Origin of the sequence: Variovorax sp. OK212 (assembly GCF_900112425.1) — a bacterium.
In the GTDB taxonomy this organism is placed as follows: Bacteria; Pseudomonadota; Gammaproteobacteria; order Burkholderiales; family Burkholderiaceae_C; genus Variovorax.
In genome coordinates this window covers 1-25,187 of the sequence record NZ_FOLP01000019.1, presented here as the reverse complement: position 1 = coordinate 25,187, position 25,187 = coordinate 1, and the positions used below count along the sequence as shown (strand labels likewise).

The following is a 25,187-nucleotide window of genomic DNA, read 5'->3' as shown; positions in this document are numbered from 1 at the left end:
AAGCAGGGCGAAAGGAGGGCGCGGCCTGGGTACAGAATCGCGGGGCCATGGAACTCCGATCCCTCCGCTATTTCATCGCCGTGCTCGAGGCGGGCAGCCTGTCGCGTGCCGCGGGCGCGCTGTACGTCGCGCAGCCGGCGCTCACGGCGCAGATCAAGAAGCTCGAGGTCGAGCTCGGCACGCAGCTCTTCGAGCGCTCGCACGTGGGCGTCACGCCCACGGCGGCCGGGCTGCAGCTCTACCAGGACGCGCGCAGGCTGCTGTCGGACGCCAGCGCGATGCGCGAACGCCTGCAGCGCGCGCCCGACGGGCCCGAGGGCTCGGTCACGGTGGCGGTGCCGTTCCTGCTGGCCTCGCTGCTGCTCGGGCCGGTGCTGGCGCGGCTGAAGCAGTCGCACCCGCGCATCCGCGTGTTCGTCATCGACGACCTGAGCCTGATGGTGCGCAAGGCCATGGTCGAGCGGCGCGCGGACATCGGCTTGCTGGTCGACACCGAATACGTCAACGGCCTCGACGTGAAGCCCTTCGCGCGGGAAGCGATGTTCGTCTGCGGCCACGACGCCGACGGCAAGGTCGCGGCCATGACGGTGCAGCCCGCCGGCAGGAAGGCGGCGAAAGGCAAGGCCGCCGCGGTGCAGCGCCCCGAGCTGCCCTTCGCCCGCGCGGCTGGCCTGCCGCTGGTGCTGCAGTCGCGCCGCTTCAGCATTCGCGCGCAGGTCGAGCGCACCGCGGCCGACCTGGGGCTGGAGCTCAACATCGTGCACGAGCACGACTCGGCGCGCGTGATCCGCTCGCTGTACCTGGCCGGCGCGGGCTTCACCTTCTCGCCCGCCTGCGCCATGGGTGACGCGTCGCCGGGCGGCAAGCAGTGGCTGGTGGCGCGCGTGGTGCAGCCCGACCTGGCGCGCACCTACTTCCTTGCGACCCCGTCGGCGCGCGAACCCGACCCCGCGACCCAGGCGGTGATGGACGTGCTGGTCGACGAGACGCGCCGCATGATCGCGTCGGGACGATGGGAGGCGGAGTTTCTGTTCGGAAAGCGGCGCACGCCGGCCACGCCGGGCACGGCCGCCAGGCCATAGCGCCGGACGCGCCGAGCCGGCCGGGCCATCAACCTTTTTGATGGCCGCGCATCAGCAATCCGTATTTGTTGTTGCGCGCCTTGCGCTGCCAAAGTCGTCTCCATCCCGTGCCGTGGCACGGGCATCCAGGAGACAACTTGCAAACCACAGCCCCCCAGATAGACCCGCAGATCGCCCCCGGGATCGCCAACGTCGGCGAGCTCGCATCCCGGGCCGCCCGCATCCACGCCAAGCGGCTGGCCGTCACCAGCGCGCAGCGCTCGGTGACCTACGAAGAACTCGAGCAGCGCTCCAACCGCCTGGCCAACGCGCTGTGCGGCCTCGGCCTGCAGCGCGGCGACCGCGTGGGCGTGTACCTGCCCAACTGCATCGAGATCGTCGAGCTCGAACTGGCCTGCTACAAGGCCGCGCTGGTGAAGGCGCCGATCAACGCGCGGCTCGCACCGGTCGAGGTGGCCGAGGTCATCGCCAACAGCGAGGCGACGCTGATCGTCACCACCGCCGAACGCGCCGAGGGCTTCCTGCCGCTGCTCAAGGGCGCCGCGCCGCGCCTGCTGCTGCTCGACGCCGCGGACGGTTCGCCGGCGTCGTACGAAGGCATGCTCTCGCGCGCCAGCGACCGCTTCACGCCGGCGCGGGTGCGCGCCGACGAGCTCGCGGTGCTGCACTACACCTCGGGCTCCAGCGGCGTGCTCAAGGCCGCGATGCAGACCTTCGGCAACCGGCTCGCGCAACTGCGCAAGTTCCTGATGCGCGCCGACAACCTGCAGCCCGGCGACCTGCTGGGGCTGGTGGGCCCGATCACGCACGCGTCGGGCATGCAGCTGGTGCCGGCGCTGTGCAGCGGCGCCACGATCCGGTTGTTCGGCGGCTTCGACCCCGGCCGCTTCATCGCCGAGATGAAGCGCGAGCGCGTGACCCACACCTTCATGGTGCCGACCATGATCAACATGCTGCTGGCCGAGGTGCAGGGCCGCTACCGTCCGCTGCCCGACCTGCGGCGCCTGGGCTACGGCGCCGCGCCGATGGCGCCGGCCCGCATCATGCAGGCGATGGACGTGTTCGGCCCCGTGCTCTCGCAGGGCTACGGCGCGGGCGAGACGACCTCGGGCGTGTGCGGCCTGAGCGTGGAAGACCACCTGTTCGCGCGCGCCGCCATGCCCGGGCGGCTCGCGTCGTGCGGGCGGCCGTTTCTCGAGTCGCAGGTGGACATCGTCGATGACGAAGGCCAGCCGGTGGCCACCGGAGAAATCGGCGAGATCGTGGTGGGCGGCGCCGACATCTTCGCGGGCTACTGGCGCGCACCCGAGCTCACGGCCGAGGTGCTGAAGAACGGCCGCTACCACACGGGCGACCTGGCGCGCGCCGACGACGAGGGCTACATCTACATCGTCGACCGCAAGAAGGACATGGTGATCAGCGGCGGCTTCAACGTGTACCCGTCGGAGGTCGAGGCGGTGCTGTACCAGCACGCCGCGGTCGACGAGGCCTGCGTGTTCAGCGTGCCCGACGACAAGTGGGGCGAGGCCGTGGCCGCGCACATCGTGCTGAAGCCCGGCGTGGCCGCGGACGCGGCCACGCTGGACGCCTTCTGCGCCGAACGGCTCGCGGGCTTCAAGCGCCCGCGCCGCATCGAGTTCGTCGAGGCGCTGCAGAAGAACGCCAACGGAAAGATCGCGCGCAAGCTGATCCAGTCGCCGTACTGGGCCGGCCACGACCGCCGCGTGAACTGAGGAGCCGCACTGCCATGAACACACAAGTCATCTCATCCGAACCCGGGGCCACGGCCACGGCCACGACCACGGTCGCAACCTCGGCCACCGCTGCTTCCAGCGTGCGCTCGCCGCTGTTCGACGGGCCCTTCGAAGGCTCGGAACGCGCGGCCGAACTGATCGCGCGCATCGGCGACTTCCTGCACGGCGAGCTGGCCACGCTGGTGCGCGAAGAAGGCATCGACCACGAGCACGGCGCCGACAGGGCCACGCTGCGGCGCGTGTGGCGCCGCTCGCACGAGCTGGGCTTCTACGGCATGACGCTGCCCACGCAGATGGGTGGCCTCGGGCTCTCGCTGCTCGACCACGTGCTGATCAAGGAGTCGATCTACGCGAGCGGCTCGCCGCTGGCGCCGCATGTGTTTGGCGAACTCAGCGGCCCGCCGCGCGTGGGCGCGCTGGCGCGCTACGCCACGCCGATGCAGCTCGCGAACTTCATCGTGCCGGTGGCGCAGGCCGAGAAGGCCATCTGCTTCGCGCTCACCGAGACCGAGGCCGGCTCCGACCCCGGCGCGCTGCAGACGCAGGCGCGCCTCGAGGGCGACACCTACGTCATCAACGGGCGCAAGCGCTTCATCTCGGGCTCGCCCTTCGCGGACTTCGCGGTGCTGATGGCCTCCACCTCCGACAGCCCCGAGCGCCGCGAGATCTCGGCCTTCTTCGTCGACCTGCGCCAGAGCGGCGTGGAGGTGAAGACCGGCTACAAGACGATGGCCGGCCAGTCGACCACCGGCGACATCCTGTTGACCGACTGCCGCGTGCCCGCGGCCAACCTCATCGGCGAGCCGGGGCGCGGCCTGGCGCTGGCGCTGGGCCGCATCACCGTCAACCGGCTGCTGCATTGCCCCGGCATGGTGGGCCTGGCCACCGTCGCGCTGAAGGACGCACGCGACTATGCGCGCACGCGCCGGCAGTTCGGCCAGCCCATCGCGCAGTTCCAGGCCATCCAGCATTCGCTGGCCGACATGGCCACGCAACTGGCCGCGGCGCGCGCGCTGATGCTCTCGACCGCGCGCCAGCTCGACGCGGGCGGCGACGCGCGCGCCGATGCGTCGATGGCGAAGCTGTTCTGCTCGGAGGCGGCCTTTCGCATCGCCGACGCGGCGGTGCAGATCCACGGCGGCGAGGGCATCGTGCAGGGCCGGCGCGTGGAGTTCCTGTTCCGCATGCTGCGCATGTACCGCGTGCTCACGGGCACCAGCGAGATACAGAAGAACATCATCGCGCGCGAGCTGCTCGGCGAGACGCCGTAGGCCGGGCCCGAACGAAATACAAGACCAAACGATCCGGAGACAAGCGAATTGAACAACGACCTCATCGACCTCAACGGCTGCATCGACCTTTCACGCCGCGCGCTGTGCCGCGCACTGGCCGCATCGCCCCTGCTGCCGCTCGCGAACGCCGCCCGGGCCGCCGACCCCTGGCCCAGCCGCCCCATCAAATGGGTGGTGCCCTACCTGGCCGGCACCGGCCCCGACACCGGCGCGCGCATCCTCGCCGAGGCGGCAGGCCGCCTGCTGGGCCAGCCGATCATCATCGAGAACAAGGGCGGCGCCGCCGGCAACATCGGCGCGCGCCAGGTGGCCCGTGCCACGCCCGACGGCTACACCTGGATCTACTCCGCCGCGCCCATGGCCGCGAACGTGCTGATGTACCGCAGCCCCGGCTACGACGTGATGAAGGACTTTCGCCACGTCATGCGGCTCACCACGTCCGACGTGCTGCTGGTCGTCCACCCCGCCTCGGGCATCGAGACGCTGCAGGACCTCATCGCCAGGGCGCGCGCCAATCCCGGCAAGCTCGACTACGCCTCGGGCGGCGTGGGCACGCCCTCGCACCTCGGCGTGGAGCTGTTCCTGAATGCCGCCGGCATCAGCGCCACGCACGTGCCGTACAAGGGCGCGTCGGAGCTGGTCAATGCGGTGCTGGGCAGCCAGGTGGGCTTCGGCATGCCGATCTTCGCGGTGGCCTACCCGCACGTGAAGGCCGGCAAGCTCAGGGCGCTGGGCGTCGCGGCGGGCAAGCGCAACGCCAGCCTGCCCGACGTGCCCACGCTGGCCGAGCAGGGGCTGAAGGGCGTGGAGCTCACGTCGTGGGGCGGGCTCTCGCTGCCGGCCGGCACCGCCGACCCGATTGCCGCGCGCATCTACGAGGTGTTCAGCCGCATGCTCAAAGACCCGCGGGTGATCGCGGCGATGACGGAGCTGGGCAGCCAGGTCACGCCGTCGACGCCGGAGGGCTATCTGCAGGTGATCCGGCATGAGATCGAACTGACGGGACGGATGATGAAGAGTGCGAGCATTGCGCCACTGTAGGCGGGCATTTGGCCTACTCGGAGCGTCAGCCCTCGCGCATGGGCGGGGGCCGTGAAGCGACGCAAGCTCGTCGCTCGACACCATCCCGATGAAAAGGATCACCCACCATGCACCCCACGACGCCCCCACGCCATCCCGATGCCATCACGCAACTCGACGTGTCCCAGGCCGTGCTCGAGGACGAGGAGAACCCGAGCGCCTTGCGCGCGACCACGCCGCAGGAGCGCGCCTTGCTGTCCCCCACGCGCGGCGGCTGGGGGGCCGCGTGCCGCAGGGCCGTGCGCAGCGTGACGAGCAGCCCCGTGAAACTGCTGGGCGGCGCGGCGGTGGTGGGCCTCGCACTGGCCCTGGCGGTCGCCAAGCGGCCGGCCCGCCTCTGATTCGCACCGGCTCGCGGCCCCGGTGCGCAACGCGCTCGACTTCAGTTCCTGGCAAGGCCTGCTCTCGACCTTGCTGGGGCTGGTGCTCGTGTCGGCCATTGCGGTCGGCATCCGGCTGCTGGTCATGCACGGCGTGCAGCAGCGGCGCGAGCGGCAGAACCGGCAGATCAACGAACGGCTGAAGACGCTCATCGCGGCCTACAAGGTGCTCGGTGGTTCCTTCACCGGTGAACTGGCCGTGGACCCGAGCCACCTTCGCGACCTGCGCCAGCGCGCGGGTGCCGTGACGGACGTGCCCGCGACCGATGAAGACGGCCCGGCGCGCGCCGACATGCCCGCGTCGGACCGCCGCCGCCGCATCCGCGATGCGGTGGAGGCCGCGCTGTCCGACGTGATCCTGCTCGGCACCGAAACGCAGGTGCGGCTGGCGACGCAGGCGGCCAACGACATGGTCGCGGGCCGCACCGTGGAGACGGCGGAACTGGTGATTGCGCTGCGCACCTTCATCCGCGACGTGCTCGACCTCGACCCCCTTCCCGCCGAACTCGGCGTGCCCAAGCAGGGCCCGTTGCGCGCGAAGGGCACGCCGTCGCGCGGCGAAGGTGGCGGCACGGCTGGCGCGCGCGGCGGCAGCGGTGCCAAGGGCGGCGGCGCGGGAGGTGCCGGTGCGGCGGGTGCGGGCGGTGGCCTGGCCGGCGTCGGCATGGGCATGGGCATGGGGAGGGAGAGCGCTTCCGACATAGCCGCTGTGGATGCGGCGGGCGGCGTGTCCGCGGACCTCGAGCCGCGGCCCTGAAGAACCACCGGCTCGTGACCAAAGGCCGGCTTCAGGTCGCGCTTGGGGGCTTGTAGGACGACGCCACGTCTTCGCCCGTCGTGCATCGATTCTTAAGTCGTTGGTCTACATGTCACTCGCCAGGCAAGGACACGCTTGGGGTTTCAACGGGGGCTTGCCATGCAAGGGCGATGCGAGCATCCACGCGCGCCGGCGCATCCGCTGCCGCATTCCGCGACAACCCCAGGAAACATCCAGGAGAAGGCGATGATCCCCAGAACCCTGCACATCGCGGCGCTGCTTGCCGCGGCGGCGCTCTCTGCCTGTTCGCAAGTCCCGCAGACCTACGCCGAGAAGGCCAGCGCGCAAGGCACGGCCAATGCGCAACCCGGCGCGCGCCGATCGCCCGCGCAGCTCAGCCCGGTGCCGACCAGCGAGGTGAGCCCGCAGATGCAGGCGCTGATCGCGGCGCCGTACCCCGCGCACTTCAATGCGGCGCCGAAGGACGCGGCTGAATGGAAAGAGCTCATCAACCGCCGCGCCGCGCCCGTGATCGCGGCGATCCCGGCGATGAAGCAGAAGCTCGGAGTGAGCGTGCAGTCGGTGAAGATCGCCGGCGTCAACGCCTTCATCGTCACGCCCAACAAGATCGCGCCGGGCAACGAGAAGCGTCTGCTGATGCATGTGCACGGCGGCGGCTACGTGTTCGGCCCGGGCGAGTCGGCGCTGCCCGAGGCGCTGCTGCTTGCGAGCATCGGCGGCTACAAGGTCGTGTCGGTCGACTACCGCATGCCGCCCGACTTCCCGTACCCCGCCGCCATGGACGACGCCATGGCCGTGTGGAAGGAACTGCTCAAGACCAACCGGGCGAAGAACATGGCGGTGTTCGGCACCTCGACCGGCGGCGCGATGACGCTTGCGCTGGTGTTGCGCGCCAAGGCCGAGAACGTGCCGCTGCCGGGTGCCATCGCACCGGGCACGCCGTGGTCCGACATCGCGAAGGTCGGCGACACCTACCAGACCAACGAGTGGATCGACAACGTGCTCGTGACGTGGGACGGCTGGCTCGGGCGCGCCGCGCTGCTTTATGCCGCAGGCCGCGACCTGAAGGACCCGCAGCTGTCGCCGATCTACGGCGACTTCAAGGGCTTTCCGCCCGCGATCCTGACCACGGGCACGCGCGACCTGTTCCTGTCGAACACCGTGCGCACGCACCGCAAGCTGCGGCGCGCCGGTGTCGAGGCGGACCTGAATGTCTACGAAGGCCAGTCGCACGCGCAGTACGGGCTGAGTCCAGACGCACCGGAAACCCGAGAAGCATTTGGCGATATCGCGAGGTTCTTCGACCGGCACCTGGGGCGTTAGCAGGCAGCGCGCGTGGATACTCGGTCGCCACTCAACGACCGGTTCCCCATGCCCACTCCCTCCCCCGCAGAACGCTTCAAGAACGACGTCGCCCAGGAAATCAGGAAGGGCGTCGACCTCGCCCTTTCGCACGGGCCGCTGCACCGCGGCAAGGGCATGGTCAGCGGAATGATCGCGCTGGTGCTGGCCAACTTCAGCATGCTGGGCGTGTTGATGTTCCAGTTCCCGGCCTTCCTGAGCACGCCCAAGGTGCGCGAGGTGCTGAGCTTCGACGCCATGCGCACCGTGCTGCTGGTGGCCATGGTGGTGTGCGGCGCGCTGGCGCTGACCAACATCGTCTTCAACCGCGTGCGGCGGCTGTCGGCATGGGCGCTGTTCTGGCTGGCCGTGGCGGTCGTCGGCTCGCAACTGGGCGTGAGTGCCACGGGCCATGGCTGGCTGCCCGCGGGGCCGTTGCCGGCGAACATGCCGTACCTGGGTGTCGACTGGTTCATCTTCGACCTGCTGGCGACCACGCTGCTGTTCACCACCATCGAGAAGCTCAAGCCGCTGCGGCCCGCGATGCCGATCTTCCGCAAGGAGTGGCAGACCGACTTCATGTACTTCGTGACGGGCCACCTGCTGGTGGGGCTCACGCTGTTCCTGGTCTACGCAGTTCTCTACGGCGTGAGCGGCATGTTCGCGGGCGTGCAGCCCGGCGCACAGGACACGCTGCGCGGCTGGGTGCGCAACCTGCCGTTCGGCTATGCGCTGTTGCTGCTGATGCTGGTCACCGACTTCGCGCGCTATTGGCTGCACCGCTTCTATCACGAGACCGCGATCGGCTGGCGGCTGCACTCCATCCATCACAGCGCCGAGCGCATGGACTGGATCTCGGGCAGCCGCACGCACGGCGTGGAGACGGTGCTGTCGACCGTGGTCATCCTCGCGCCGGCGTTCCTGCTGGGCTTCTCGCAGAACGTGATCAACGTGTACATCGTCATCGCGGGCGTGCAGGCGGTGTTCAACCACACCAATGCGTCGGTGCGGCTGGGGCCGCTTCGCTACCTGATCGTGACGCCCAACTTCCACCACTGGCACCACAGCCGCGACGCCGAAGGGCTCGACCGTTGCTACGCGGCGCACTTCGCGTTCTGGGACTACCTGTTCGGCACCGCGGTGAAGGCGGACAAGAACAAGATCTGGCCCGACAACTACGGCGTGGTGGGCGACTACGTGCCCAAGGGGTTCTGGCAGCAGCAGCTGTATCCGCTGACGTGGTCGGGGCGGTGGACGGACGAGCACGGCGTGGTGCATCGAGAGAATCGCTAGCGCGCCGCGAGCCACGTTTGCGGCTTGTGGGGCGTGTGCTGTGTGTGCGGCGCATGCGTCTTTCGCAAGCGCGCAAACCCGTGCCCACGTCGGGCGGCGTTGTCTCTACCATCTGCCTGAGCGACAACGACCCGAGCAGGCGACCATGGCAATTCAAGAGTTTCATGCACACGGCCCCGCACTCGGCGCGGTGGTCTTGGCAAGCGCCATGCTGGCCGGATGCGCAGGCACCAGCGGCACCAGCGGCACCAGCGGCACCACCGGCGCGACGGCCGACGCCCAGGCCGCGTGCACGGCGCTCCAGGGCATGGAGATCCCGGCCAGCGCGATTGGCCAGGCGCCCGAGACGATCGCGTCGGTCGACAACAACCCCGACGTCCATCGCTCGCGCACCATGTGCCGCTGGCCGGCATGGCCGATGTTCACGGGCGCGGCGGGTGCTTCGGTGAACGATGCGTCGAACTTCGGCTGCGTCGTGCGCCGGCCATGACGCCATGACGCAGGTTCCGGGAACCGCCGGCTACGGCGCCAACGCGGCGGCGCTGGCGCAGCAGTACGAAAGCCTGAAGTTCGCCGATGTGCATCGCGTGGTGCTGCATTGCTTTCCACCGCCACCCGCCCGTGTGCTGGACATCGGCGCGGGCTCTGGGCGCGATGCCGCGGCACTGGCCGCGCTCGGCCACCGCGTGGTGGCGGTCGAGCCGACCCCCGAACTCCGCATGGAGGGCATGCGCCGCCATGGCCTTGCCCATCGAATGGGTGGACGACCATCTGCCCGCGTTGCACGCCACGCGGGCCGGCGGCCGCCGGCATGACCTGATCCTGCTGACTGCCGTGTGGATGCATCTCGATGCCGGCGAACGTGAAGTCGCCATGGAGGCCGTTGCGGCGCTGCTGGCCGATGGCGGGCAGGTCGTGATGTCGCTGCGCCATGGCCCCGTGCCGCAAGGCCGGCGGATGTTCAGCGTGTCGGCGGAAGAGACGACGCGGCTCGCCGAACGGCATGGCCTCGTGCTGCGCTTTCTCGGCGAGCGGGAAGACATGCTGGGCCGCGGCGATGTCACCTGGAGCTTTCTGGTCCTGCTTCGGCCTGGGGCATAGTCGCGCCGGGGTCCTGCAAGACCGGCGCGTTTCGATGCCGCCGCCACGCACGGCAGGCACGGTGGATGTGACAGCCGCTTCGCACTGGCGCGGTCGGCTTTTCCCCCGCCGAACCGCGGGTTCACCGAACGCGGCGAAACTACGCGCCATGCGCCGCGCACCAGCACCGGTGGCACCGGCAGCACCAGCACCATCTCCCCGGGAGTAGAACAACTTGGCATCCAACAAAGTCTTTCGCATCGCACTGTCGGCTTCGGCCGCCGCCATCGGAGGCATCGCGGCGTACTGGACCCTGCTTGCGGCACGGCAAGGCGACATCCTGTTCAACGCGCGCAAGCTTCCCGTCGTGCATCTGTCCGACGATTTCTCCACCTACTCGCACACCGTGCCCGGCGGCATGGTGCGCGGCTACGTCTACCACCCGCAGGGCGAGGCCGCGCTGCAGGACCTGTTCGTCTACTTCGCGGGCCGCGGCGAAGACGTGCGCGCCACGGCGCAGATGCTGCACTGGCTGCCCGAGGGCTTCGGCTTCGCCGCGCTCAACTACCGCGGCGTGGCCGATTCGCAGGGGCACCCGTCGGAGATCGCCTCGGTCCAGGACGCGTGCCAGTTCGCCAACCACTTGCGCAAGGCCTTCCCGCACGCGCGGCTGCACGTCGTTGGCCGCAGCCTGGGCACGGGCGTGGCCATCCAGCTCGTGGCACGTCAGGCATTCGCGAGCCTGCAACTCGTCACGCCGTACGACTCCATGCTCGAAGTGGCCAAGAAGCGGTTCCCGCTGGTGCCGCTGTCGCTGCTGTTGCGGCACCAGTTCAATTCGCTGGAGCACAGCAAGGAAGTGGCTGCCAAGACGCAGGTGCTGCTGGCGGAGCGCGACGACGTGGTGCTGCCCGAGCGCTCGGCCAAGCTCATCGCGGCCTGGCCCACCCCCATCAGCGTGCAGACCGTGCCAGGCTCGGACCACCACAGCATCATGGGGCTCGAGGCGACGTGGCTCTATCTCCTCGACTTCGCGTTGACGGCGATTCTTCCGGAGCCGAAGGCGGCGTAGGGATTCACCATGACGCACGCGATCGTTCGGGCTTTCGAGGCGGCCGATCTCGCGGCGGTGCACCGGCTCCTGGCGTGCAGCGGATGGTCGCACCGGATACACGACGTGCAACACCTGGCCCGCCTGATCGCCGCGTCGCAGCGGGTGGTGGTGGCCGAGACCGACGGGCGTGTCGTCGGCTTCGCGCGCGCGATCACCGACGGGATCTCGAACGGCTACCTGTCGATGGTCGTGGTTGCGCAGGATGCCCGCAGGCAGGGCGTGGGCCGGGCGCTTGCCGAAGAGATCATGCGAGGCGACGACGCCGTCACCTGGGTGCTTCGCGCGGGCAGGGAGGGCGCCGACGCCTTCTTCGCCACGCTCGGGTTCGTCGGCTCCACGGTGGCGATGGAACGCACGCGCCGCTGAGCCAGAATGTCGTGCTGAACGTCCAACCGACCTCGAGGAGACTCACGCATGCCGCTCGCGCCGCACCGCACCGTTCTCGCCAGCATCGGCCTCGGCTTCTTGCTCATGGCCGCCAACGCCGGCGCGCAGCCGAAACCGCCTGACGGCTTGGAGCACGCAGGCGCGTCCGCGCAGGTGCTCACCCTGGCGGTCGTGCGGTCGTTCCACGACGAGCCCGGCGGCAAGTCCTACGTGCGGCTGAAGCTGTTGCCCAGGGCGAAGCTCCCGTTCACCGTGCAGACCTTCAGGGTCGCCGACCGGTCGTTGCTCGCGGGCCTTTCCGAAGGCGCCTCGGTGAAGTTCACTTCCAGGCACATCGACGGCGAGAACACCGTGACGTCGATCCACGCGGTGGCGGGATGCCAGCGATTTCAACCGTGTGACTGAGGCTGGCCTACCGGGGAGCCAGTGCGCGCAAGCCGCTGTTCAGCCCGCGCCTTCCATGTCCTCGAGAGACAGCACAAGCGATTGCACGTTGCCGGCATAGAAGCCTGCCGCGTTGATCGTGTTGATCTCCACGATCTTCAAGCCGTGCGGGGTGTCGCACACATCGATCACGAACGCCCTGTGCGGTTGCCATGCCTGCACGCACGCCTGCACGAACCGGTCGAACCGTTCATCCACGTCGCTGGCGTACATCACCTTGTCGCCGCGCTTGTACATGCTCCGCGTCGCGATCTCGCCGTTCACGATCCAGAAGCGGTACTCGCCGTGGATGGTCTTCGGGTTGCAGATCTGCACGAGCGTTTCACCGCTCAACGACGTCCCGTAGTCGTGCCCGAGGTCGACGACCTTGTGCTTCCAGTCATTGAAGTCCTCGGGCATGAAGACCTTGCCCGCGAAGTACTTGCTGTCGTCGACGGGGCGCAGGAAGGTCGGTTCGGCGAGGAGCGGCACGTCCTTGAACGGCAGGATCCTGCTGTCGAAGTTCAGCATGCGCTCGCCCCAGTGCTGGAGCTGGACCTTGAAGTCCTTGTCGAACAGGTCGTAGACGCCGGGTGTCCAGCGCTGGGCCCTGGCCGTGTGCCGCATCGAGTACGAACCGAAGCACACGACCTTCTCCTGTTGCGGCTGCGCGGGCGGCACCAGCTCCCCGATGAACGGGATGACCTTGTGGACCGAGAAGGGAATGCCGAACCGCTCCAGCGTTCCGGTCAGGTTGGCCCACTCGTTTTCCTTGAACAGGTTTTCTTGGAGGATCCAGTGCACACGCGGCTCCCGTCACGTCCTTCGCACGAGCTTGCCCGTGGAAGACGCACGCGCAATCAACCGCCCGTCGGGCGCGAACAGGTCCGCGTCGAGGAACACCACGCTGCGTCCCCATCGAAGGATGCGCGCCTCGGCCTCGAAGGTGGTCACTTCGGCCCGGTCGAGGAACGAGACCTTGAGCTCCAGGCTGGCGAGGCCGGCGGTCGGGTCCTTGGCGTGCACGGCGACAGCCATCGAGCAGTCGAGCCAGGCGGTGACGAGCCCGCCCTGCACCACGGTCCCGTTGCTGTGCGCGAACTCCGGCCGCGCAACGAAGCGCACGCGCGCCACGCCGGCTTCGGGGTCGGTATGCAGCACCTGCGAGAAGCCGATGGTGTGCATCAGCGCGCTGGGGAATTTTTCGATTTCCATGCGCGCATTCTCTCGCGGCGGTCGTTGCCGCCCCCTGCGGCGGCGACGCCAAGGTGACGCGCGCTTCGGCCGCGCCAGCAGGTCGCTTCGGGTAGGGTAGGGCGTCTTTACCAACCGATCGACGCGGTAACAGACTGATCCGGTAGAAGCTGCGCTAGACTGCGGGAATGCCCAGGCCGACCAGACCCGAGATAGACGCAGAAATCATCGACCGCGCCGCGGCGCTGTTCGCCAGGCACGGTTTTGCGAACACCTCGCTCCAGCAGATCGCGGACGCCGTCAACTACTCCAAGGCCGGGTTGCTGCACCACTACCCGAGCAAGAAGGCGATCTACGACGCGGCGCTGAAGATCGGCCTCGGGCAGACGCAGACGCTGCTGGCCAGCGTCAAGGGCATTCCGCCCGGCGTCGAGCGGGACCGGGCCGTGGTGGAGGCTTCGGTCGACCTGACCTTCGACTGGCCGGGCCTGTCGGCGTTCGCAAACCAGCTCGCGAACACCGAGCAGGACGTCGACCCGGAGCTGACCGAGATGGGCCTCATGATGTACGCGGCCCTTGCCATCGACCTGAAGTCGGCGAAGATGGAGCGCATCGTGCGTGTGACGAGCGCTTTTTCGGGGCTCGGCATCACGGCCATGCTGGCCGCCCGGGTCAACCTCAAGAAAGAGTGGCGCAACGACATCGTCGCGTCCGCGATGAACGCACTCGGCCACTGACGCCGAGCTTCGTCACCGCAGGCGCGCGTGGGCACCCGTCACCCGTCACTCGTTAGCCGCCACGCGTCACACGCCGCCGACGAAGCTGATGAATTTCGGGGCCAGGATCCCGTGCCCCATGCTGACCGAAACGCGCAACTCGGGCATGCGCGTCGCCACGGTCTTGCCGGCCATGTAGAGCCCGCCGAACGCCAACCCGAGAACGACGAGCATCTTCATGCAGGGCTTGATGGCCGTGAAGGCGAGGTGCAGGCGGGTCAATGTGTTTTCCTTCTTGGAGGGGCGGGCAGTCCAGCCTCACGCCGAGGTTGGAAGCTCATTATTCTACCGATTCGGTTGGTTGACAACCATTTCGGTTTGTATGTTCCAGGAGGTGGGTCAAGCCGAGGGAAGAAACTTCCTCACGTGCGCAGCGAACGCGGCGGTCAACGCGGTCGGTTCCTTCCGGTCGAACGCGAGGGTGACGCCGACGCTCGGCAGGTCGGGCAGGCCGTGTTCCGGCGTGAGGATCTCCAGGTCGTCGGGCACGGCGGTGCGCGTCAGCACGATGACGGCCTGGCCCGAACGCGCCATGCCGACCAGGCCCGAGAGGCTGCTGCTGGCATAGGCGAGCCGGTACGCGCGGCCCGCGGCCTCGAGCGAGCGCTTCGGCCACAGATGGTCCAGCGCGTCGGGCGCGCCCAAGGCCAGCGGCAGCGGGTCGAGCAGGGCGGCGGCACCGCCGCGCCGTGCCACCCACACCAGCGGCTCGCGGCGGATCACGTCGGTGCCGGCCGCGCCGCTTGCGTCGACCGAGCTGTCCGAGCTGCCCGCGCTGCTTGCGATCGACACCAGCGCCAGGTCGACCGCGTGCCGCGCCAGCAGCTCGTGCAGCCGCGGAGTCGGCGCGCATGTCACGTCCACCTGCACCCGCGGATGCAGGCTGGCGAAGCCTTGCAGCAGGTACGGCAGGAACACGACCGCATAGTCGTCGGGGCAGCTGAAGCGCAGCACGCCGGTTAGCTGCTCGCCGCGCAGCTCGGCCAGTGCTTCGTCGTGCTTGCGCAGCAGCTCGCCCGCGCGCACCAGCAGCCGCTCGCCGGTGGCGGTGAGCGTCACGCCCCGCCCGGTGCGGTACAGCAGCGGCTGCTCGACGATGCCTTCGAGCTTCTGCATCTGCATGCTGAGCGCCGACTGCGTGCGCCCGACGCGTGCCGCGGCCTGGCCCAGCACGCCGGTCTCGGCAATGGCCACGAAGCTGCGCAGCAGGTCGATGTCGAGGGATTGGCTCACGAAATGAGTTCTCCTGATACCTGAGTTCAAAACAATTCGCTTCCCCACGCGCAGGCCGCTGCGTAAGGTGCTTCATTTTGATCGGGAAGCATCGACATGAGCAGGAACGACGACCCCCAGTTTTGGCAGCAGGCCCGACAGCACCTGGTGCGCTACGGCGGCAGCTTCGAGCCGTTGATCATCGAGCGGGCGCAAGGCAGCTTCGTCTACGACGCCGACGGCCGCGCGATCCTCGACTTCACCTCGGGCCAGATGAGCGCGCTGCTTGGGCACTCGCACCCGGACATCGTCGCCGTCGTGTCGGAGCATGCGCGCACGCTCGACCATCTGTTCAGCGGCATGCTGTCGCGCCCGGTGGTGGCGCTGGCCGCGCAGATCGCGAAGCATGCACCGCCGGGGCTGGAGCGCTCGCTGCTGCTGAGCACCGGCGCCGAGTCGAACGAGGCGGCGCTGCGCATGGCCAAGCTGGTGACGGGCCGCCACGAGGTGGTGGCGTTCACGCAGTCATGGCACGGCATGACCGGCAGCGCGGCCGCGGCCACCTACAGCGCGGGGCGCAAGGGCTACGGCCCGGCCGCGGCCGGCTCGCTGGCCATTCCGGCGCCGAACGCCTACCGGCCGCGCTTCACCACGCCGGCGGGTGAGCTCGACTGGCGCCGCGAACTCGACGACGGCTTCGAGCAGGTCGATAGGCAGTCGACCGGCGCGCTGGCCGCGTTCATTGCGGAGCCGATCCTCAGCAGCGGCGGCATCCTCGAGTTGCCCGCGGGCTACATGGCCGCGCTGAAGAAGAAGTGCGGCGAGCGCGGCATGCTGCTGATCGTCGACGAGGCGCAGACCGGCGTCGGGCGCACCGGGCTGATGTTCGCGTGCGAGCGCGACGGCGTCGCGCCCGACATCCTCACGCTCTCCAAGACGCTGGGCGCGGGCCTGCCGCTGGCGGCGATGGTGACCACGGCGGCCATCGAGGAAGAAGCCCATGCGCGCGGCTTCCTCTTCTACACGACGCACGTGTCCGACCCGCTGCCCGCGGCGGTCGGCCTCAAGGTGCTCGAAGTGGTGGAGCGCGACGGGCTCGTGGAGCGCGCGCGCACGGCGGGCGCGCGGCTCACGCAGGGGCTGCAGCGCCTGCAGTCGCGGCATGAATGCATCGGCGACGTGCGCGGACGCGGCCTGCTGCTGGGGCTGGAACTCGTCACCGACCGCCGGACCCGCGAGCCGGCCTCCGAACTCGGCGAAGCCATCACGCGCGAGTGCATGCGGCTCGGGCTGAGCATGAACATCGTGAAGCTGCCGTCCATGGGCGGCGTCTTCCGGATCGCGCCGCCGCTGACGATCAGCGACAGCGAGATCGACCTGGGGCTGGAGCTGCTCGACAAGGCGATCGACAACGCCGTGCGTGCCACGGCGGGCAAGCGGCTGGCTGCCGTGAACGCGGCGTAGCGCGCAGGGCGATCGGGTCAGCCGACCGGAAGCCAGCGGCCCGAACTCGGGCACAGCACGGCCGGCGCGCCGTTCACCAGCACCTGTTCTTCGCCCAGTTGCTGCGCGGCCGCGGGATCGACGTCGAACGCGATCCGCAACGCGCATGCGACGTGGGCGTTGGCCATGGGCAGTTCCCAGGTCAGGAAGAGCTGGGTGCAGTCCTGCCCGGGCAGGAAGTCGGCCGCGTCGAAGCCGGTGCTGCCGCGCCGCACCACGGCATGCGGCTGGCCGGTGTCGAAGACCAGCGCGGTGCCGCGCGCCAGCGGAATGCGTTGCCCCGCGTACGGAAAGAGCACGTCGAGCCCGCGGTCCTCGCTCACGAACAGATTGCAGAACGCCGCACTGCCGTACTGCGCGCCGTCGTGGTGGTAGCGCGCGCCGCGGCAGGCCATGAGGGCGATGTCGCTGGCGGCCAGCACGCCGGGCAGCCCCTGCGCATGGGTCCAGTCGGCCATGGCCTGCACGCAGCGCTTGTAGTCCGGCCAGCGCATGCGCGCCCGCGCGAGCGGCATCGGCTCGACGTCGCCGGGCTCCAGTGCCAGCTGCGAGGCGATCTCGCGGTCCCAGTCCGCCACCAGCCGCGCGGGCGGCGCCGGTATGTCGAGCGTGGCCGACAGCACCGTGCCGCTCACGCTGCGGCTGCGCAGCGCGTCGCCGTTCCAGAAGATGGAGGTGAGGGCGTCGCGCGTGCCGGACAGCGGCTGCGGCGCGGACGATGGAGGAGGGCGGCTCATCGGGGCCAGTGTAGTCACGGGTCCCGTGCACCCTCGCACGCTCCCACGCTCCCACGCTCCCGCGTGCCGATGCCCACAGAATGTCGGCCTCCACCACCCGAAAGGCATTCGCCACATGTTGACCTACGCGATCCAGAAAGTCGGCTACGACCACCAGCAGACCGACCCGCAAGGCGAGACCAACCTGATCGCCTTCATGGCCGCCATCGACGCCTTCCCCTGGGGCGAGCAGCACCAGGCATGGGACGAGGCGCAGGAGGGTCCGCTGCCCGCGCTGGTGCTGTGCAACGACGCCGAGCAGCGGCAGCTGTGGGTCACTGCACTGGGTACCGGCACGACGGGTGGCACCGCGGGCAGCTACCAGCTGCAGTCGGTCGCAATGCGCATGCGCAAGGGCTTCTTCGGCAAGGGCAAGCTGGCGCAGGACGCGACCGTTGCCGACGCGCGCAACCGCGGCGAGGTCGACCGGCTGTGCGAGCTTTTCTGCGACGGCCAGTACGACGCGCTCGACCGCGAGGTGGAGCGGCTCGCGGCGCGCGACAGCGGAGACTGAGCGTCACCGCGATCGTGGCCGGCGCACCGCGCACCGCGAATTTCATCGGGCCTATGGCACGATCAAAGGATGCATGAGCCGTCACGCCGAATACCCTATCGCACCTGGCCGGGCGCGCTCGCGGTGCTTCTCGCCATCGCCGTCTACGTGGGCGGCCTGAGCCTCTGGGACCGCCGCACGCCCGCGAGCCGGCCCCTGCCCGAGGGCGGCACGGTGGCCGTGGGCCAGGCGCGCTTCATTCCGGTCGAGGGCTGGCAGATGGACGTGTCGCGCTCCAAGGCCGGCCAGTCGATGATGCTCTTCAAGGGCAGCCACAAGTTCCTGGTGACCGTCGGGCAATGGGCCGGTGGCCCCGACGGCCCGATGCTGCGGCAGCAGCGGCTCATGGAGCGCGGGCAGGGCCTGCGCATCGACGGCGACGTGTCCGACTTCATCACCCTGTGGGGCTTGCAGGGGAAGACTTTCGCCTACTACGGCTCGAAGCTGGCGGGCCGCTTCTGGCAGGTGGTCGACCCGCGGCGCCAGTCGGTGGTGCAGATCGACGCCTACGGCGCCGACGACGGGCTCGACGAAGCCCTGGAAGACGCCCGCGAGATGCTCGACTCGATGGACCTGGAGGCCGCCCAATGATCCCGCCGGTCTTCGACAAGGACGCTTCCGCGTGGCCGGTGGGCACCGACTCCTTCTTCCAGCCGCGCCGCGTGGCGTTCTGGGTGCTGGCCGCGCTGATCGTCAACGGCCTGTTCTACACGCTGCACCTGTTCTTCATGGGCGTGCGCGTGGTGCCCGTCACCGCGCTGCTGGGGCTGGTGGTGTGGGGGCTCTACACGCTGGTGTTCCTGCAGGTCTTTCGCACGCTGGACCTGCTCGAGCAGCACCCGCCCGAGGCCTTCGTGCTGGCCTTCGCATGGGGCGGCATGGGCGCGGTGTATTTCTCGGCGCCGGCGAACATCGCCATCCAGAGCCTGTGCGCCAAGCTGGTGTCGCCGGAGTTCGTGGCGGTCTGGGGGCCGGCGGTGGCGGGGCCGATCACGGAAGAGTTCCTCAAGCTCGCGGGCGTGATCCTGCTGGTGCTGGTGGCGCGCAACCAGTTCCAGACCTACCTGTCGGTGCTGATCGTCGGCGCCATGACCGGGCTGGGCTTCCAGGTGACCGAGAACCTGATCCACACGGTCAATGCCTCGATGCACTTCCCGCTGGAAAACCAGGTGGCGCCGGTGTTCATCAACCTGCTGACGCGCGGGCTGCTGAGCGGGCTGTGGAGCCACGCGGCCTACACGACCATCGCGTCCTTCGGCATCGCGTGGTTCCTGCTGCATCCGGAGAAGCCGCGGGTGGTGCGCATCGCCGTGGCCTTCCTGTGCTTTGCGCTCGCATGGGCCATGCACTTCGTCTGGAACTCGCCGTTCCTCGAAGACCTGTTCGACGGCGGCTATGGCGAGATGGCCGTGCTGCTCGCCGTGAAGGGCATTCCCGTGGTCATTGCGGCGGGGCTTTTCTGGCGCGTGGCCGCGCGCGAGAACGGCACCTACCTGCATGCGCTGGCGGCCTACTTCGTGCCCGAGCGCGAGCTGATCCGCGACGACGAGTGGGTGCGCATCGGCGCGCCGATGCAGCGCTACAAGGTCCGCCGCGAAATCGGGTGGACCTTCGGCTGGCGCGCGCGCCGGCTGAAGACGCGGCTGCAGCGCGAGCAGTTGCGGCTGATCCGCAAGGCGGGCACTTACGGGCGCGGCGCGCAGACGCTGCGCCACGAGGTGGCGGTGCGGCGCCTGCGCGCGCAGCTCGAGCCGCTGATCGCCGTGCAGCCCTGAGCGCGCCGCAACCCTGCCGACATGGATTCGCTGATCGCCGCCTCCGCCCGCGCGCTTGCCGCCGGCGACGCGCTGGGCGCGCTCAAGCGCGTGGCGCTGCGCGACGACCCGCCGGCGCTGGCGCTGCGCGGCATCGCGATGGCGCAGCTTGGCGAGCACCCGCGTGCGCGCGAGCTGCTCAAGCGCGCGGCAACCGGCTTCGGCGCGCATGAAGAACTGTTTCGCGCGCGCTGCGTCGTCGCCGAGGCCGAGGTGGCGCTGGCCATGCGCGACCTTGGCGGGACACCGCGCGCGCTGGCCGCGGCGGCCGCCACGCTCGAAGCGCGCGCGGACCACGCCAACGCGCTGCAGGCGCGGCTGATCGCGGCGCGCCGGCTGCTGCTGCTCGGGCGGCTCGACGAGGCCGCCGCCGCATTGGCGCTGCTCGATGCGCGCGGCCTGCCGCCTTCGCTGGCGGCGGTGGCCGAGCTCAGCGCGGCGGAACTGGCGCTGCGCTCGCTGCACATCGGCGCCGCGCATGCGGCACTCGAACGCGCGCACGAAGCCGCCGGCCGCGCCCGCGTGCCCGCGCTGCTGGCCGAGGTGGCCGAGGCGCGCGCCACGCTGGAGCGGCCCGCCGCGCGGCGTCTGTCCAACGGCGACGAGCAGGTGCTGCGCCTCGACGAGGTTGCCGCGCTGCTGGCCTCCGATGCGCTGGTGATCGACGCCTGCCGCCGTGGGCTCGGCATGGGTGAAGCCTGGCAGCCGCTGGCACGCCGGCCCGTGCTGTTCGCGCTGGCGCGTGTGCTGGCCGAGGCGTGGCCCGGCGACGTCGATCGCGAAGCCCTGATCGCCAGCGCCTTTCGCACGCAGCGCCCCGACGAAACGCACCGCGCGCGCTTGCGCGTCGAGATCGGCCGCCTGCGCGCGCTGGCCAAGGGCATGGCGCAGATCGAGGCCACTCCGCGCGGCTTCGTGCTCAAGCCGCACGGCCCACGCGCGGTGGTGGTGCTGGCGCCGCCGATCGACGGTGAACAGGGCGCGCTGGTGGCGCTGCTGTCCGACGGCGCGGCGTGGTCGACCTCGGCGCTCGCGCTGGCGCTGAACGCGAGCCAGCGCACGGTGCAGCGCGCGCTTGCCGATCTCGAAGCCGAAGGCCGCGTGCGTTCGATCGGACAGACGCGGGCGCGGCGCTGGCTGTCGCCGCCGCTGGCCGGATTCACGACGATCTTGTTACTCCCCGCTGCGCTGCCGATTGAATAGAGTTGTCTCCAAGGCGCCGATCCACGGTGCACCCACAAGGAGCCAACGATGACCAGCAAAGCAAGCAAGACAGCCGAGACCGGCAAGGCCGGCCCTCATGCCGAGGCGCGCGCCAGGGTGCAGCCCGCGGAGATCGTGCGCGAGTACGGACCCTTCCCCGGCAGCGACAAGGTGGCCGGCGTGACCCATGACGGCCAGCGCGTCTGGGCCGCGCTGGGGGCGCAGCTGATCGCCTTCGATCCGCACAGCGGCGAGCCCACGCGCACCCTCGACGTTGCCTGCGACGCCGGCACCGCCTTCGACGGCAAGCACCTCTACCAGATCGCCGATTCGCGCATCGACAAGATCGACCCCGTCACGGGCGGCGTGGTGGCGTCGATTCCGGCGCCCGGCCACGGCAGCGACTCGGGCCTGACCTGGGCCGAAGGCAGCCTGTGGGTGGGCGAGTACCGCGACCGCAAGATCCACCAGGTCAACCCCGAGACCGGCGCGGTGGTGCGCACCATCGAGTCGAACCGCTTCGTCACCGGCGTGACCTGGGTCGACGGCGAGCTCTGGCACGGCACCTGGGAGGGCGACGAGAGCGAGATCCGCCGCATCGACGCGCAGACCGGCGCCGTGCTCGAGCGGCTGGAAATGCCCAGCGGCGTGGGCGTGAGCGGGCTCGAGTCGGACGGGGCCGACCTCTTCTATTGCGGCGGCGGTGGCAGCGGCAAGGTGCGCGCCGTGCGCCGGCCCAAAGCTGCCCGGGCCGAGCGGGCCTGACTCACATCTCCACACACCTTCGTACACGTCCGCAGATTGCAAGGAGCTTCCCACCATGAACACCGCAGTTACCGAAACAAGCACCGTGAATCATCCTGTCGTGCCGCCCGAGCGCTGGGTGGCCGAACGCCGCGCCTTGCTGGCGCGCGAGAAGGAGCTGATGCGCCTGCACGACCAGGTCGCCCGCGAGCGCCGCGCGCTGCCGTGGGAGCGCATCGAGAAGGCCTACGTGTTCGACACGCCGCAGGGCCGCCGCACGCTGGCCGAGCTGTTCGAGGGCCGCCGGCAGCTGCTGGTGCAGCACTTCATGTTCGGCCCGGGCTGGGCGCAGGGTTGCCCGAGCTGCTCGTACATGGCCGACCACACCGACGGCATGAACGTGCACCTGGCGGACCGCGGCATCACCTTCGTGGCCATCTCGCGCGCGCCGCTGGCCGACCTGCTGCGTTTTCGCGAACGCATGGGCTGGCAGTTCGACTGGGTGTCTTCGAACGGCAGCGACTTCAACCACGACTTCGCCGTGAGCTTCACGCCGCAGGAGCAGGCCACCGGCGCCGTCTACTACAACTACGAGAAGCGGCCCTTCCCGGCGGAAGAGGCGCCGGGCGTCAGCGTGTTCTACAAGGACGACGCGGGCGATGTCTTCCACACCTATTCGACCTTCGGCCGCGGCGTGGAAGTGATGATGGGCGCGTACAGCCTGATGGACCTCACGCCCAAGGGCCGCAGCGAGCGCGACGTGCCGCACAAGATGGAGTGGGTGCGCCACCACGACCGCTACGAGCCGGCACCGGCACCGACGCTTGCTCCCGCGGCGGCCGGCGGCTGCTGCGGCGGCGCGCAGCACTGAGGCGCGAACGGCCCGCCCGCACGAGAACGGCATGGCAAGCCTCTGGCCATGGCTGGCGGTCGCCGGTGTCGGCGCACTGCACGGGCTGAACCCAGCCACCGGCTGGATGTTCGCCGCCGCCTGGGGCTTGCGCGCGCACGACCGGCGGCAGGCGCTGCGGGCCCTGGCGCCCATCGGCATCGGGCATGCGGCCTCGGTCGCGCTGGTGGCCGCCGCGGTGGCGCTCGGCCTGTCGATGGACCGGGTGCTGTTGCAGGCCGGGGCGGGGGTGCTGTTCGCCGCGGTCGTCGGCGTGCACCTGGCGGGCCTGCTGCGCCGCCGCGCCGGGCACGGCCCCGCGCGATGGGCGGCGCGTACGCCCACCGGCCATGCCGGGCTGGCGCTCTGGTCTTTCATGATGTCCACCGCGCACGGCGCCGGCCTGATGCTGGTGCCGGCGCTCATCCCCCTGTGCATGGGCGATGCGCCCGCGGCCCGGGAGATCACCGCGTCGGGCTCGCTGCTGCTGGCGTTCGCGGCGGTTGGCGTTCACTCCGCGGCAATGCTTGCCACCACGTGGCTTGTTGCCACCGGTGTGTGCCGCGGCTTCGACGCGGGCACCGGCTGGCTGCGCGCCTTTCGCCGGAAATCGCAGGCCGCGGCGCCTGCTGCACGCCTGTTGCACTGAGTACCTTCGAACTCATCAGGAAACATTGGTTACTTCCTGATGCAGTTCAGGGTATGCCGCCTACCGGATGCCCCGACGCGACGGGGGCGGCCGCCCTACCCATCCTTCAAGGCCCGCATGGGGTACCCGAAACCGGGCATATGCCGCCCTGCTACGCGTACTTACATTTTTAACTTGCAAATTCGAAATCGACGGCGTGGGGAGGTGCAAGCCATTGCTGCCACACGCGGGCGCCTGCCCGATCAGGTAACGAAGGACCAAGTTGAAGCCATGAACAAGATCTTCCGAACCCTCTGGAATCCGACCCTCGGCACCTGGGTGGCCGCACCTGAAATCTCGCGCGGCCATGCGCGCTCGTCCAGCACGCGCAGCGTTCGCGTGGCCACGGCGGCGGCGCTGCTGGTGTGCGCCGTGCCGGCATGGGCGGCCGGTGGCGCGGGCGGCGTGCCCGTCGGCGAGACCACGCTCAACGCGGGCGCGGGCGGCAGCAACGGCACCGGCGGTGCCGGCGGCTTGAACGACACCACGGTCAATGCCTTCGGCGGCGCCGGCGGTTCGTCAACGCCAACAGGCGTTACGCCGGGAGCGAGCGCAAACATTGGGTTGTTCGGCACGGCAACCCCGGGCACCGGCGGCACGGCCGGCACGGTCAGCATTCCCGCCGGTCCGGGGGCGTTCGTGGGCCAGGCCGGCGGCGCGGGCCAGGCGCAGACCGGCGGCCCCGCCGCCGGTGACGGCTACGGCGGCGGCGGCGGCGGCGGCTTCCAGGGCGCGTCGATCCTGAACAGCACCACCACGTCTCCCGACAGCTACACCGGCGGTGCCGGCGGCGCGGGCGGCAACGGCTACTGGGGCGGCGGCGGCGGCGGCGCCGGCGGCTACGGCTCGATCCTCGATGCGCCGCTGGGCAGCTACACGGCCACGGGCAGTTCCACGGGCGGCATCGGCGGCCAGGGCGGCGACGCCTTCTCGCAGGCCGGCGGCGGCGGCAGCGGCGGTGGCGGCTTCTACCTGAACACGACGAGCGCCGGGATCACCTTCATCAATACCGGTGCCATCACCGGCGGCGCGGGCGGCGCGGGCGGCGCCGAGTCGCCGCCACCGCGCGCGAACACCGCGGGCGGCGGCGGCGGCGCGGGCGGCATCGGCGTGACCCTGGCCGGCACCGCGGTGACCGTCAGCAACACGGGCCAGATCACCGGCGGCGCCGGTGGCGCGGGCGGTGCGGCCGGCGGCGGCGTGGGCGGCACCGGTTCGCCGGGCGCGGGCGGCGACGGCGGCATCGGCCTGTCGTCGACCGGCGCGGGCGCCACCATCGGCAACACCAACAGCATCACGGGCGGGGCCGGCGGCGCAGGCGGCGCCAACAGCAGCGGCGGCGCGGCCGGCGCCAACGGCGTGGGCGGGGCCGGCGTGGCGGGCGCCAACATCGCGCTGACCAACAGCGGCACCATCACCGGCGGCCTCGGCGGCGACGGCGTCACGCGCGCCGCGGCGGTGGAGTTCACCGGCGGCGCCAACAGCCTCACGCTGAACACCGGCTCGGCGATGACCGGCGCCGTTGCCATCGACGCGGGCGCCACCGCCAGCGTGATCGCCGGCGCCAACGGCCTGAGCGTGCCCAACGCGCTGATCCTGGGCGGCAACGGCACCATCGACACCAACGGCAACAGCCTCGGCTGGTCGGGCCCGATCTCCGGCGCCGGCAGCCTCGCGAAAAACGGCGCGGGCGTGCTGACGCTGAGCGGCACCAACACCTACACCGGCGCCACCAGCGTCGCGGCGGGCACCTTGCGCGCCGGCGCGGCCAACACGCTGAGCAGTGCGAGCGCCTTCACCGTGGCGACGGGCGCCACGCTCGACCTGGCCG

At 70.2% G+C, this 25,187-nt stretch carries 27 protein-coding genes and 1 pseudogene; 23 read left to right on the top strand and 5 right to left on the bottom strand.

What is annotated here, in order from left to right; translation table 11 throughout:
- Nucleotides 1–47: 47 nt before the first annotated feature.
- From BM004_RS32805 to BM004_RS40955, 13 genes and pseudogenes are all read left to right on the top strand, one after another.
- Nucleotides 48–1,082 (top strand): LysR family transcriptional regulator, encoded by a 1,035-nt coding sequence (locus tag BM004_RS32805; RefSeq protein ID WP_093219695.1) that lies wholly within the window; start codon nucleotides 48–50, stop codon nucleotides 1,080–1,082.
- 137 nt (nucleotides 1,083–1,219) lie between these two features.
- A complete protein-coding gene (locus BM004_RS32800; protein WP_093219691.1) occupies nucleotides 1,220–2,815 on the top strand; it encodes an AMP-binding protein in 1,596 nt (531 codons plus the stop codon).
- Nucleotides 2,816–2,829: 14 nt separating this feature from the next.
- Nucleotides 2,830–4,107: an acyl-CoA dehydrogenase family protein gene (locus tag BM004_RS32795; protein ID WP_093219686.1), complete on the top strand. Its 1,278-nt coding sequence runs from the start codon at nucleotides 2,830–2,832 to the stop codon at nucleotides 4,105–4,107.
- 48 nt (nucleotides 4,108–4,155) lie between these two features.
- Nucleotides 4,156–5,169 carry a Bug family tripartite tricarboxylate transporter substrate binding protein gene (locus BM004_RS32790; RefSeq protein WP_371271168.1) on the top strand — a complete coding sequence of 338 codons (1,014 nt, stop codon included), beginning with the start codon at nucleotides 4,156–4,158 and terminating at the stop codon, nucleotides 5,167–5,169.
- A 107-nt stretch (nucleotides 5,170–5,276) separates the two neighbouring features.
- Nucleotides 5,277–5,549, top strand: coding sequence for a hypothetical protein (locus BM004_RS32785; protein WP_093219679.1), 273 nt, complete (start codon nucleotides 5,277–5,279; stop codon nucleotides 5,547–5,549).
- A 22-nt stretch (nucleotides 5,550–5,571) separates the two neighbouring features.
- Nucleotides 5,572–6,345, top strand: coding sequence for a hypothetical protein (locus tag BM004_RS32780; RefSeq protein WP_093219676.1), 774 nt, complete (start codon nucleotides 5,572–5,574; stop codon nucleotides 6,343–6,345).
- Nucleotides 6,346–6,591: 246 nt separating this feature from the next.
- Entirely contained in the window at nucleotides 6,592–7,689 is a 1,098-nt protein-coding gene (locus BM004_RS32775; RefSeq protein ID WP_093130241.1) for an alpha/beta hydrolase, read from the top strand.
- Nucleotides 7,690–7,737: 48 nt separating this feature from the next.
- Nucleotides 7,738–9,000, top strand: coding sequence for a sterol desaturase family protein (locus tag BM004_RS32770; protein ID WP_093219673.1), 1,263 nt, complete (start codon nucleotides 7,738–7,740; stop codon nucleotides 8,998–9,000).
- 145 nt (nucleotides 9,001–9,145) lie between these two features.
- The gene (locus tag BM004_RS32765; protein ID WP_143072592.1) at nucleotides 9,146–9,490 is read left to right on the top strand and encodes a tannase/feruloyl esterase family alpha/beta hydrolase; all 345 of its coding nucleotides are present in this window, start codon (nucleotides 9,146–9,148) and stop codon (nucleotides 9,488–9,490) included.
- A gap of 4 nt (nucleotides 9,491–9,494) precedes the next feature.
- Nucleotides 9,495–10,101, top strand: a pseudogene (locus BM004_RS32760) (class I SAM-dependent methyltransferase).
- 214 nt (nucleotides 10,102–10,315) lie between these two features.
- Nucleotides 10,316–11,152 carry an alpha/beta hydrolase gene (locus BM004_RS32755; protein ID WP_093130237.1) on the top strand — a complete coding sequence of 279 codons (837 nt, stop codon included), beginning with the start codon at nucleotides 10,316–10,318 and terminating at the stop codon, nucleotides 11,150–11,152.
- Between the two features lie 9 nt (nucleotides 11,153–11,161).
- Nucleotides 11,162–11,560 (top strand): GNAT family N-acetyltransferase, encoded by a 399-nt coding sequence (locus tag BM004_RS32750; protein WP_093219668.1) that lies wholly within the window; start codon nucleotides 11,162–11,164, stop codon nucleotides 11,558–11,560.
- 48 nt (nucleotides 11,561–11,608) lie between these two features.
- Nucleotides 11,609–11,986 (top strand): copper-binding protein, encoded by a 378-nt coding sequence (locus tag BM004_RS40955; protein WP_256220150.1) that lies wholly within the window; start codon nucleotides 11,609–11,611, stop codon nucleotides 11,984–11,986.
- A 39-nt stretch (nucleotides 11,987–12,025) separates the two neighbouring features.
- Here the strand turns inward: BM004_RS40955 and BM004_RS32740 are convergent, their stop codons facing one another.
- Together BM004_RS32740 and BM004_RS32735 are read right to left on the bottom strand one after the other, a co-directional pair.
- Complete coding sequence (locus BM004_RS32740; protein ID WP_093219666.1) at nucleotides 12,026–12,808, bottom strand: ATP-grasp domain-containing protein; 783 nt, start codon at nucleotides 12,806–12,808, stop codon at nucleotides 12,026–12,028.
- A 12-nt stretch (nucleotides 12,809–12,820) separates the two neighbouring features.
- Nucleotides 12,821–13,219: a PaaI family thioesterase gene (locus BM004_RS32735; RefSeq protein ID WP_093130234.1), complete on the bottom strand. Its 399-nt coding sequence runs from the start codon at nucleotides 13,217–13,219 to the stop codon at nucleotides 12,821–12,823.
- A 167-nt stretch (nucleotides 13,220–13,386) separates the two neighbouring features.
- Between BM004_RS32735 and BM004_RS32730 the strand changes: the two genes are divergently transcribed.
- A complete protein-coding gene (locus BM004_RS32730) occupies nucleotides 13,387–13,935 on the top strand; it encodes a TetR/AcrR family transcriptional regulator (RefSeq protein ID WP_093130233.1) in 549 nt (182 codons plus the stop codon).
- 66 nt (nucleotides 13,936–14,001) lie between these two features.
- Here BM004_RS32730 and BM004_RS32725 read toward each other — a convergent pair whose 3' ends face one another.
- Nucleotides 14,002–14,196, bottom strand: a complete 195-nt coding sequence (locus BM004_RS32725) for a hypothetical protein (protein WP_093219663.1) — start codon at nucleotides 14,194–14,196, stop codon at nucleotides 14,002–14,004.
- 117 nt (nucleotides 14,197–14,313) lie between these two features.
- Nucleotides 14,314–15,207: a LysR family transcriptional regulator gene (locus BM004_RS32720; RefSeq protein WP_093219661.1), complete on the bottom strand. Its 894-nt coding sequence runs from the start codon at nucleotides 15,205–15,207 to the stop codon at nucleotides 14,314–14,316.
- A gap of 96 nt (nucleotides 15,208–15,303) precedes the next feature.
- Here BM004_RS32720 and BM004_RS32715 point away from each other — a divergent pair, with 96 nt between their 5' ends.
- Nucleotides 15,304–16,650, top strand: coding sequence for an aspartate aminotransferase family protein (locus tag BM004_RS32715; RefSeq protein ID WP_093219658.1), 1,347 nt, complete (start codon nucleotides 15,304–15,306; stop codon nucleotides 16,648–16,650).
- A 17-nt stretch (nucleotides 16,651–16,667) separates the two neighbouring features.
- Here the strand turns inward: BM004_RS32715 and BM004_RS32710 are convergent, their stop codons facing one another.
- Complete coding sequence (locus BM004_RS32710; RefSeq protein WP_093219656.1) at nucleotides 16,668–17,426, bottom strand: hypothetical protein; 759 nt, start codon at nucleotides 17,424–17,426, stop codon at nucleotides 16,668–16,670.
- Nucleotides 17,427–17,541: 115 nt separating this feature from the next.
- Between BM004_RS32710 and BM004_RS32705 the strand changes: the two genes are divergently transcribed.
- From BM004_RS32705 to BM004_RS32670, 8 genes are all read left to right on the top strand, one after another.
- Complete coding sequence (locus tag BM004_RS32705) at nucleotides 17,542–17,979, top strand: hypothetical protein (protein ID WP_093130228.1); 438 nt, start codon at nucleotides 17,542–17,544, stop codon at nucleotides 17,977–17,979.
- Between the two features lie 123 nt (nucleotides 17,980–18,102).
- Nucleotides 18,103–18,609 carry a hypothetical protein gene (locus tag BM004_RS32700; protein ID WP_256220149.1) on the top strand — a complete coding sequence of 169 codons (507 nt, stop codon included), beginning with the start codon at nucleotides 18,103–18,105 and terminating at the stop codon, nucleotides 18,607–18,609.
- Nucleotides 18,606–19,793 (top strand): PrsW family intramembrane metalloprotease, encoded by a 1,188-nt coding sequence (locus tag BM004_RS32695; protein ID WP_093219653.1) that lies wholly within the window; start codon nucleotides 18,606–18,608, stop codon nucleotides 19,791–19,793. The genes BM004_RS32700 and BM004_RS32695 overlap by 4 nt, the downstream gene beginning before the upstream one ends.
- Before the next feature lie 21 nt (nucleotides 19,794–19,814).
- Nucleotides 19,815–21,035: a helix-turn-helix domain-containing protein gene (locus tag BM004_RS32690; RefSeq protein WP_093219651.1), complete on the top strand. Its 1,221-nt coding sequence runs from the start codon at nucleotides 19,815–19,817 to the stop codon at nucleotides 21,033–21,035.
- Nucleotides 21,036–21,083: 48 nt separating this feature from the next.
- Nucleotides 21,084–21,800 carry a Vgb family protein gene (locus BM004_RS32685; protein ID WP_177206676.1) on the top strand — a complete coding sequence of 239 codons (717 nt, stop codon included), beginning with the start codon at nucleotides 21,084–21,086 and terminating at the stop codon, nucleotides 21,798–21,800.
- Between the two features lie 55 nt (nucleotides 21,801–21,855).
- Entirely contained in the window at nucleotides 21,856–22,650 is a 795-nt protein-coding gene (locus BM004_RS32680) for a DUF899 domain-containing protein (protein WP_093219648.1), read from the top strand.
- Between the two features lie 31 nt (nucleotides 22,651–22,681).
- Nucleotides 22,682–23,317, top strand: coding sequence for a hypothetical protein (locus BM004_RS32675; protein WP_093219834.1), 636 nt, complete (start codon nucleotides 22,682–22,684; stop codon nucleotides 23,315–23,317).
- 270 nt (nucleotides 23,318–23,587) lie between these two features.
- Nucleotides 23,588–25,187 (top strand): ESPR-type extended signal peptide-containing protein (locus BM004_RS32670; RefSeq protein WP_256220148.1); only part of this gene is annotated, 1,600 nt, incomplete at its 3' end.

Bases quoted from the DNA above. Each gene is read 5' to 3' on its own strand.
- BM004_RS32805 (WP_093219695.1), top strand. From the start codon at position 48: ATGGAACTCCGATCCCTCCGCTATTTCATCGCCGTGCTCGAGGCGGGC.
- BM004_RS32795 (WP_093219686.1), top strand. From the start codon at position 2,830: ATGAACACACAAGTCATCTCATCCGAACCCGGGGCCACGGCCACGGCC.
- BM004_RS32785 (WP_093219679.1), top strand. From the start codon at position 5,277: ATGCACCCCACGACGCCCCCACGCCATCCCGATGCCATCACGCAACTC.
- BM004_RS32775 (WP_093130241.1), top strand. From the start codon at position 6,592: ATGATCCCCAGAACCCTGCACATCGCGGCGCTGCTTGCCGCGGCGGCG.
- BM004_RS32770 (WP_093219673.1), top strand. From the start codon at position 7,738: ATGCCCACTCCCTCCCCCGCAGAACGCTTCAAGAACGACGTCGCCCAG.
- BM004_RS32765 (WP_143072592.1), top strand. From the start codon at position 9,146: ATGGCAATTCAAGAGTTTCATGCACACGGCCCCGCACTCGGCGCGGTG.
- BM004_RS32750 (WP_093219668.1), top strand. From the start codon at position 11,162: ATGACGCACGCGATCGTTCGGGCTTTCGAGGCGGCCGATCTCGCGGCG.
- BM004_RS40955 (WP_256220150.1), top strand. From the start codon at position 11,609: ATGCCGCTCGCGCCGCACCGCACCGTTCTCGCCAGCATCGGCCTCGGC.
- BM004_RS32735 (WP_093130234.1), bottom strand. From the start codon at position 13,219: ATGGAAATCGAAAAATTCCCCAGCGCGCTGATGCACACCATCGGCTTC.
- BM004_RS32730 (WP_093130233.1), top strand. From the start codon at position 13,387: ATGCCCAGGCCGACCAGACCCGAGATAGACGCAGAAATCATCGACCGC.
- BM004_RS32715 (WP_093219658.1), top strand. From the start codon at position 15,304: ATGAGCAGGAACGACGACCCCCAGTTTTGGCAGCAGGCCCGACAGCAC.
- BM004_RS32710 (WP_093219656.1), bottom strand. From the start codon at position 17,426: ATGAGCCGCCCTCCTCCATCGTCCGCGCCGCAGCCGCTGTCCGGCACG.
- BM004_RS32705 (WP_093130228.1), top strand. From the start codon at position 17,542: ATGTTGACCTACGCGATCCAGAAAGTCGGCTACGACCACCAGCAGACC.
- BM004_RS32695 (WP_093219653.1), top strand. From the start codon at position 18,606: ATGATCCCGCCGGTCTTCGACAAGGACGCTTCCGCGTGGCCGGTGGGC.
- BM004_RS32690 (WP_093219651.1), top strand. From the start codon at position 19,815: ATGGATTCGCTGATCGCCGCCTCCGCCCGCGCGCTTGCCGCCGGCGAC.
- BM004_RS32685 (WP_177206676.1), top strand. From the start codon at position 21,084: ATGACCAGCAAAGCAAGCAAGACAGCCGAGACCGGCAAGGCCGGCCCT.
- BM004_RS32680 (WP_093219648.1), top strand. From the start codon at position 21,856: ATGAACACCGCAGTTACCGAAACAAGCACCGTGAATCATCCTGTCGTG.
- BM004_RS32675 (WP_093219834.1), top strand. From the start codon at position 22,682: ATGGCAAGCCTCTGGCCATGGCTGGCGGTCGCCGGTGTCGGCGCACTG.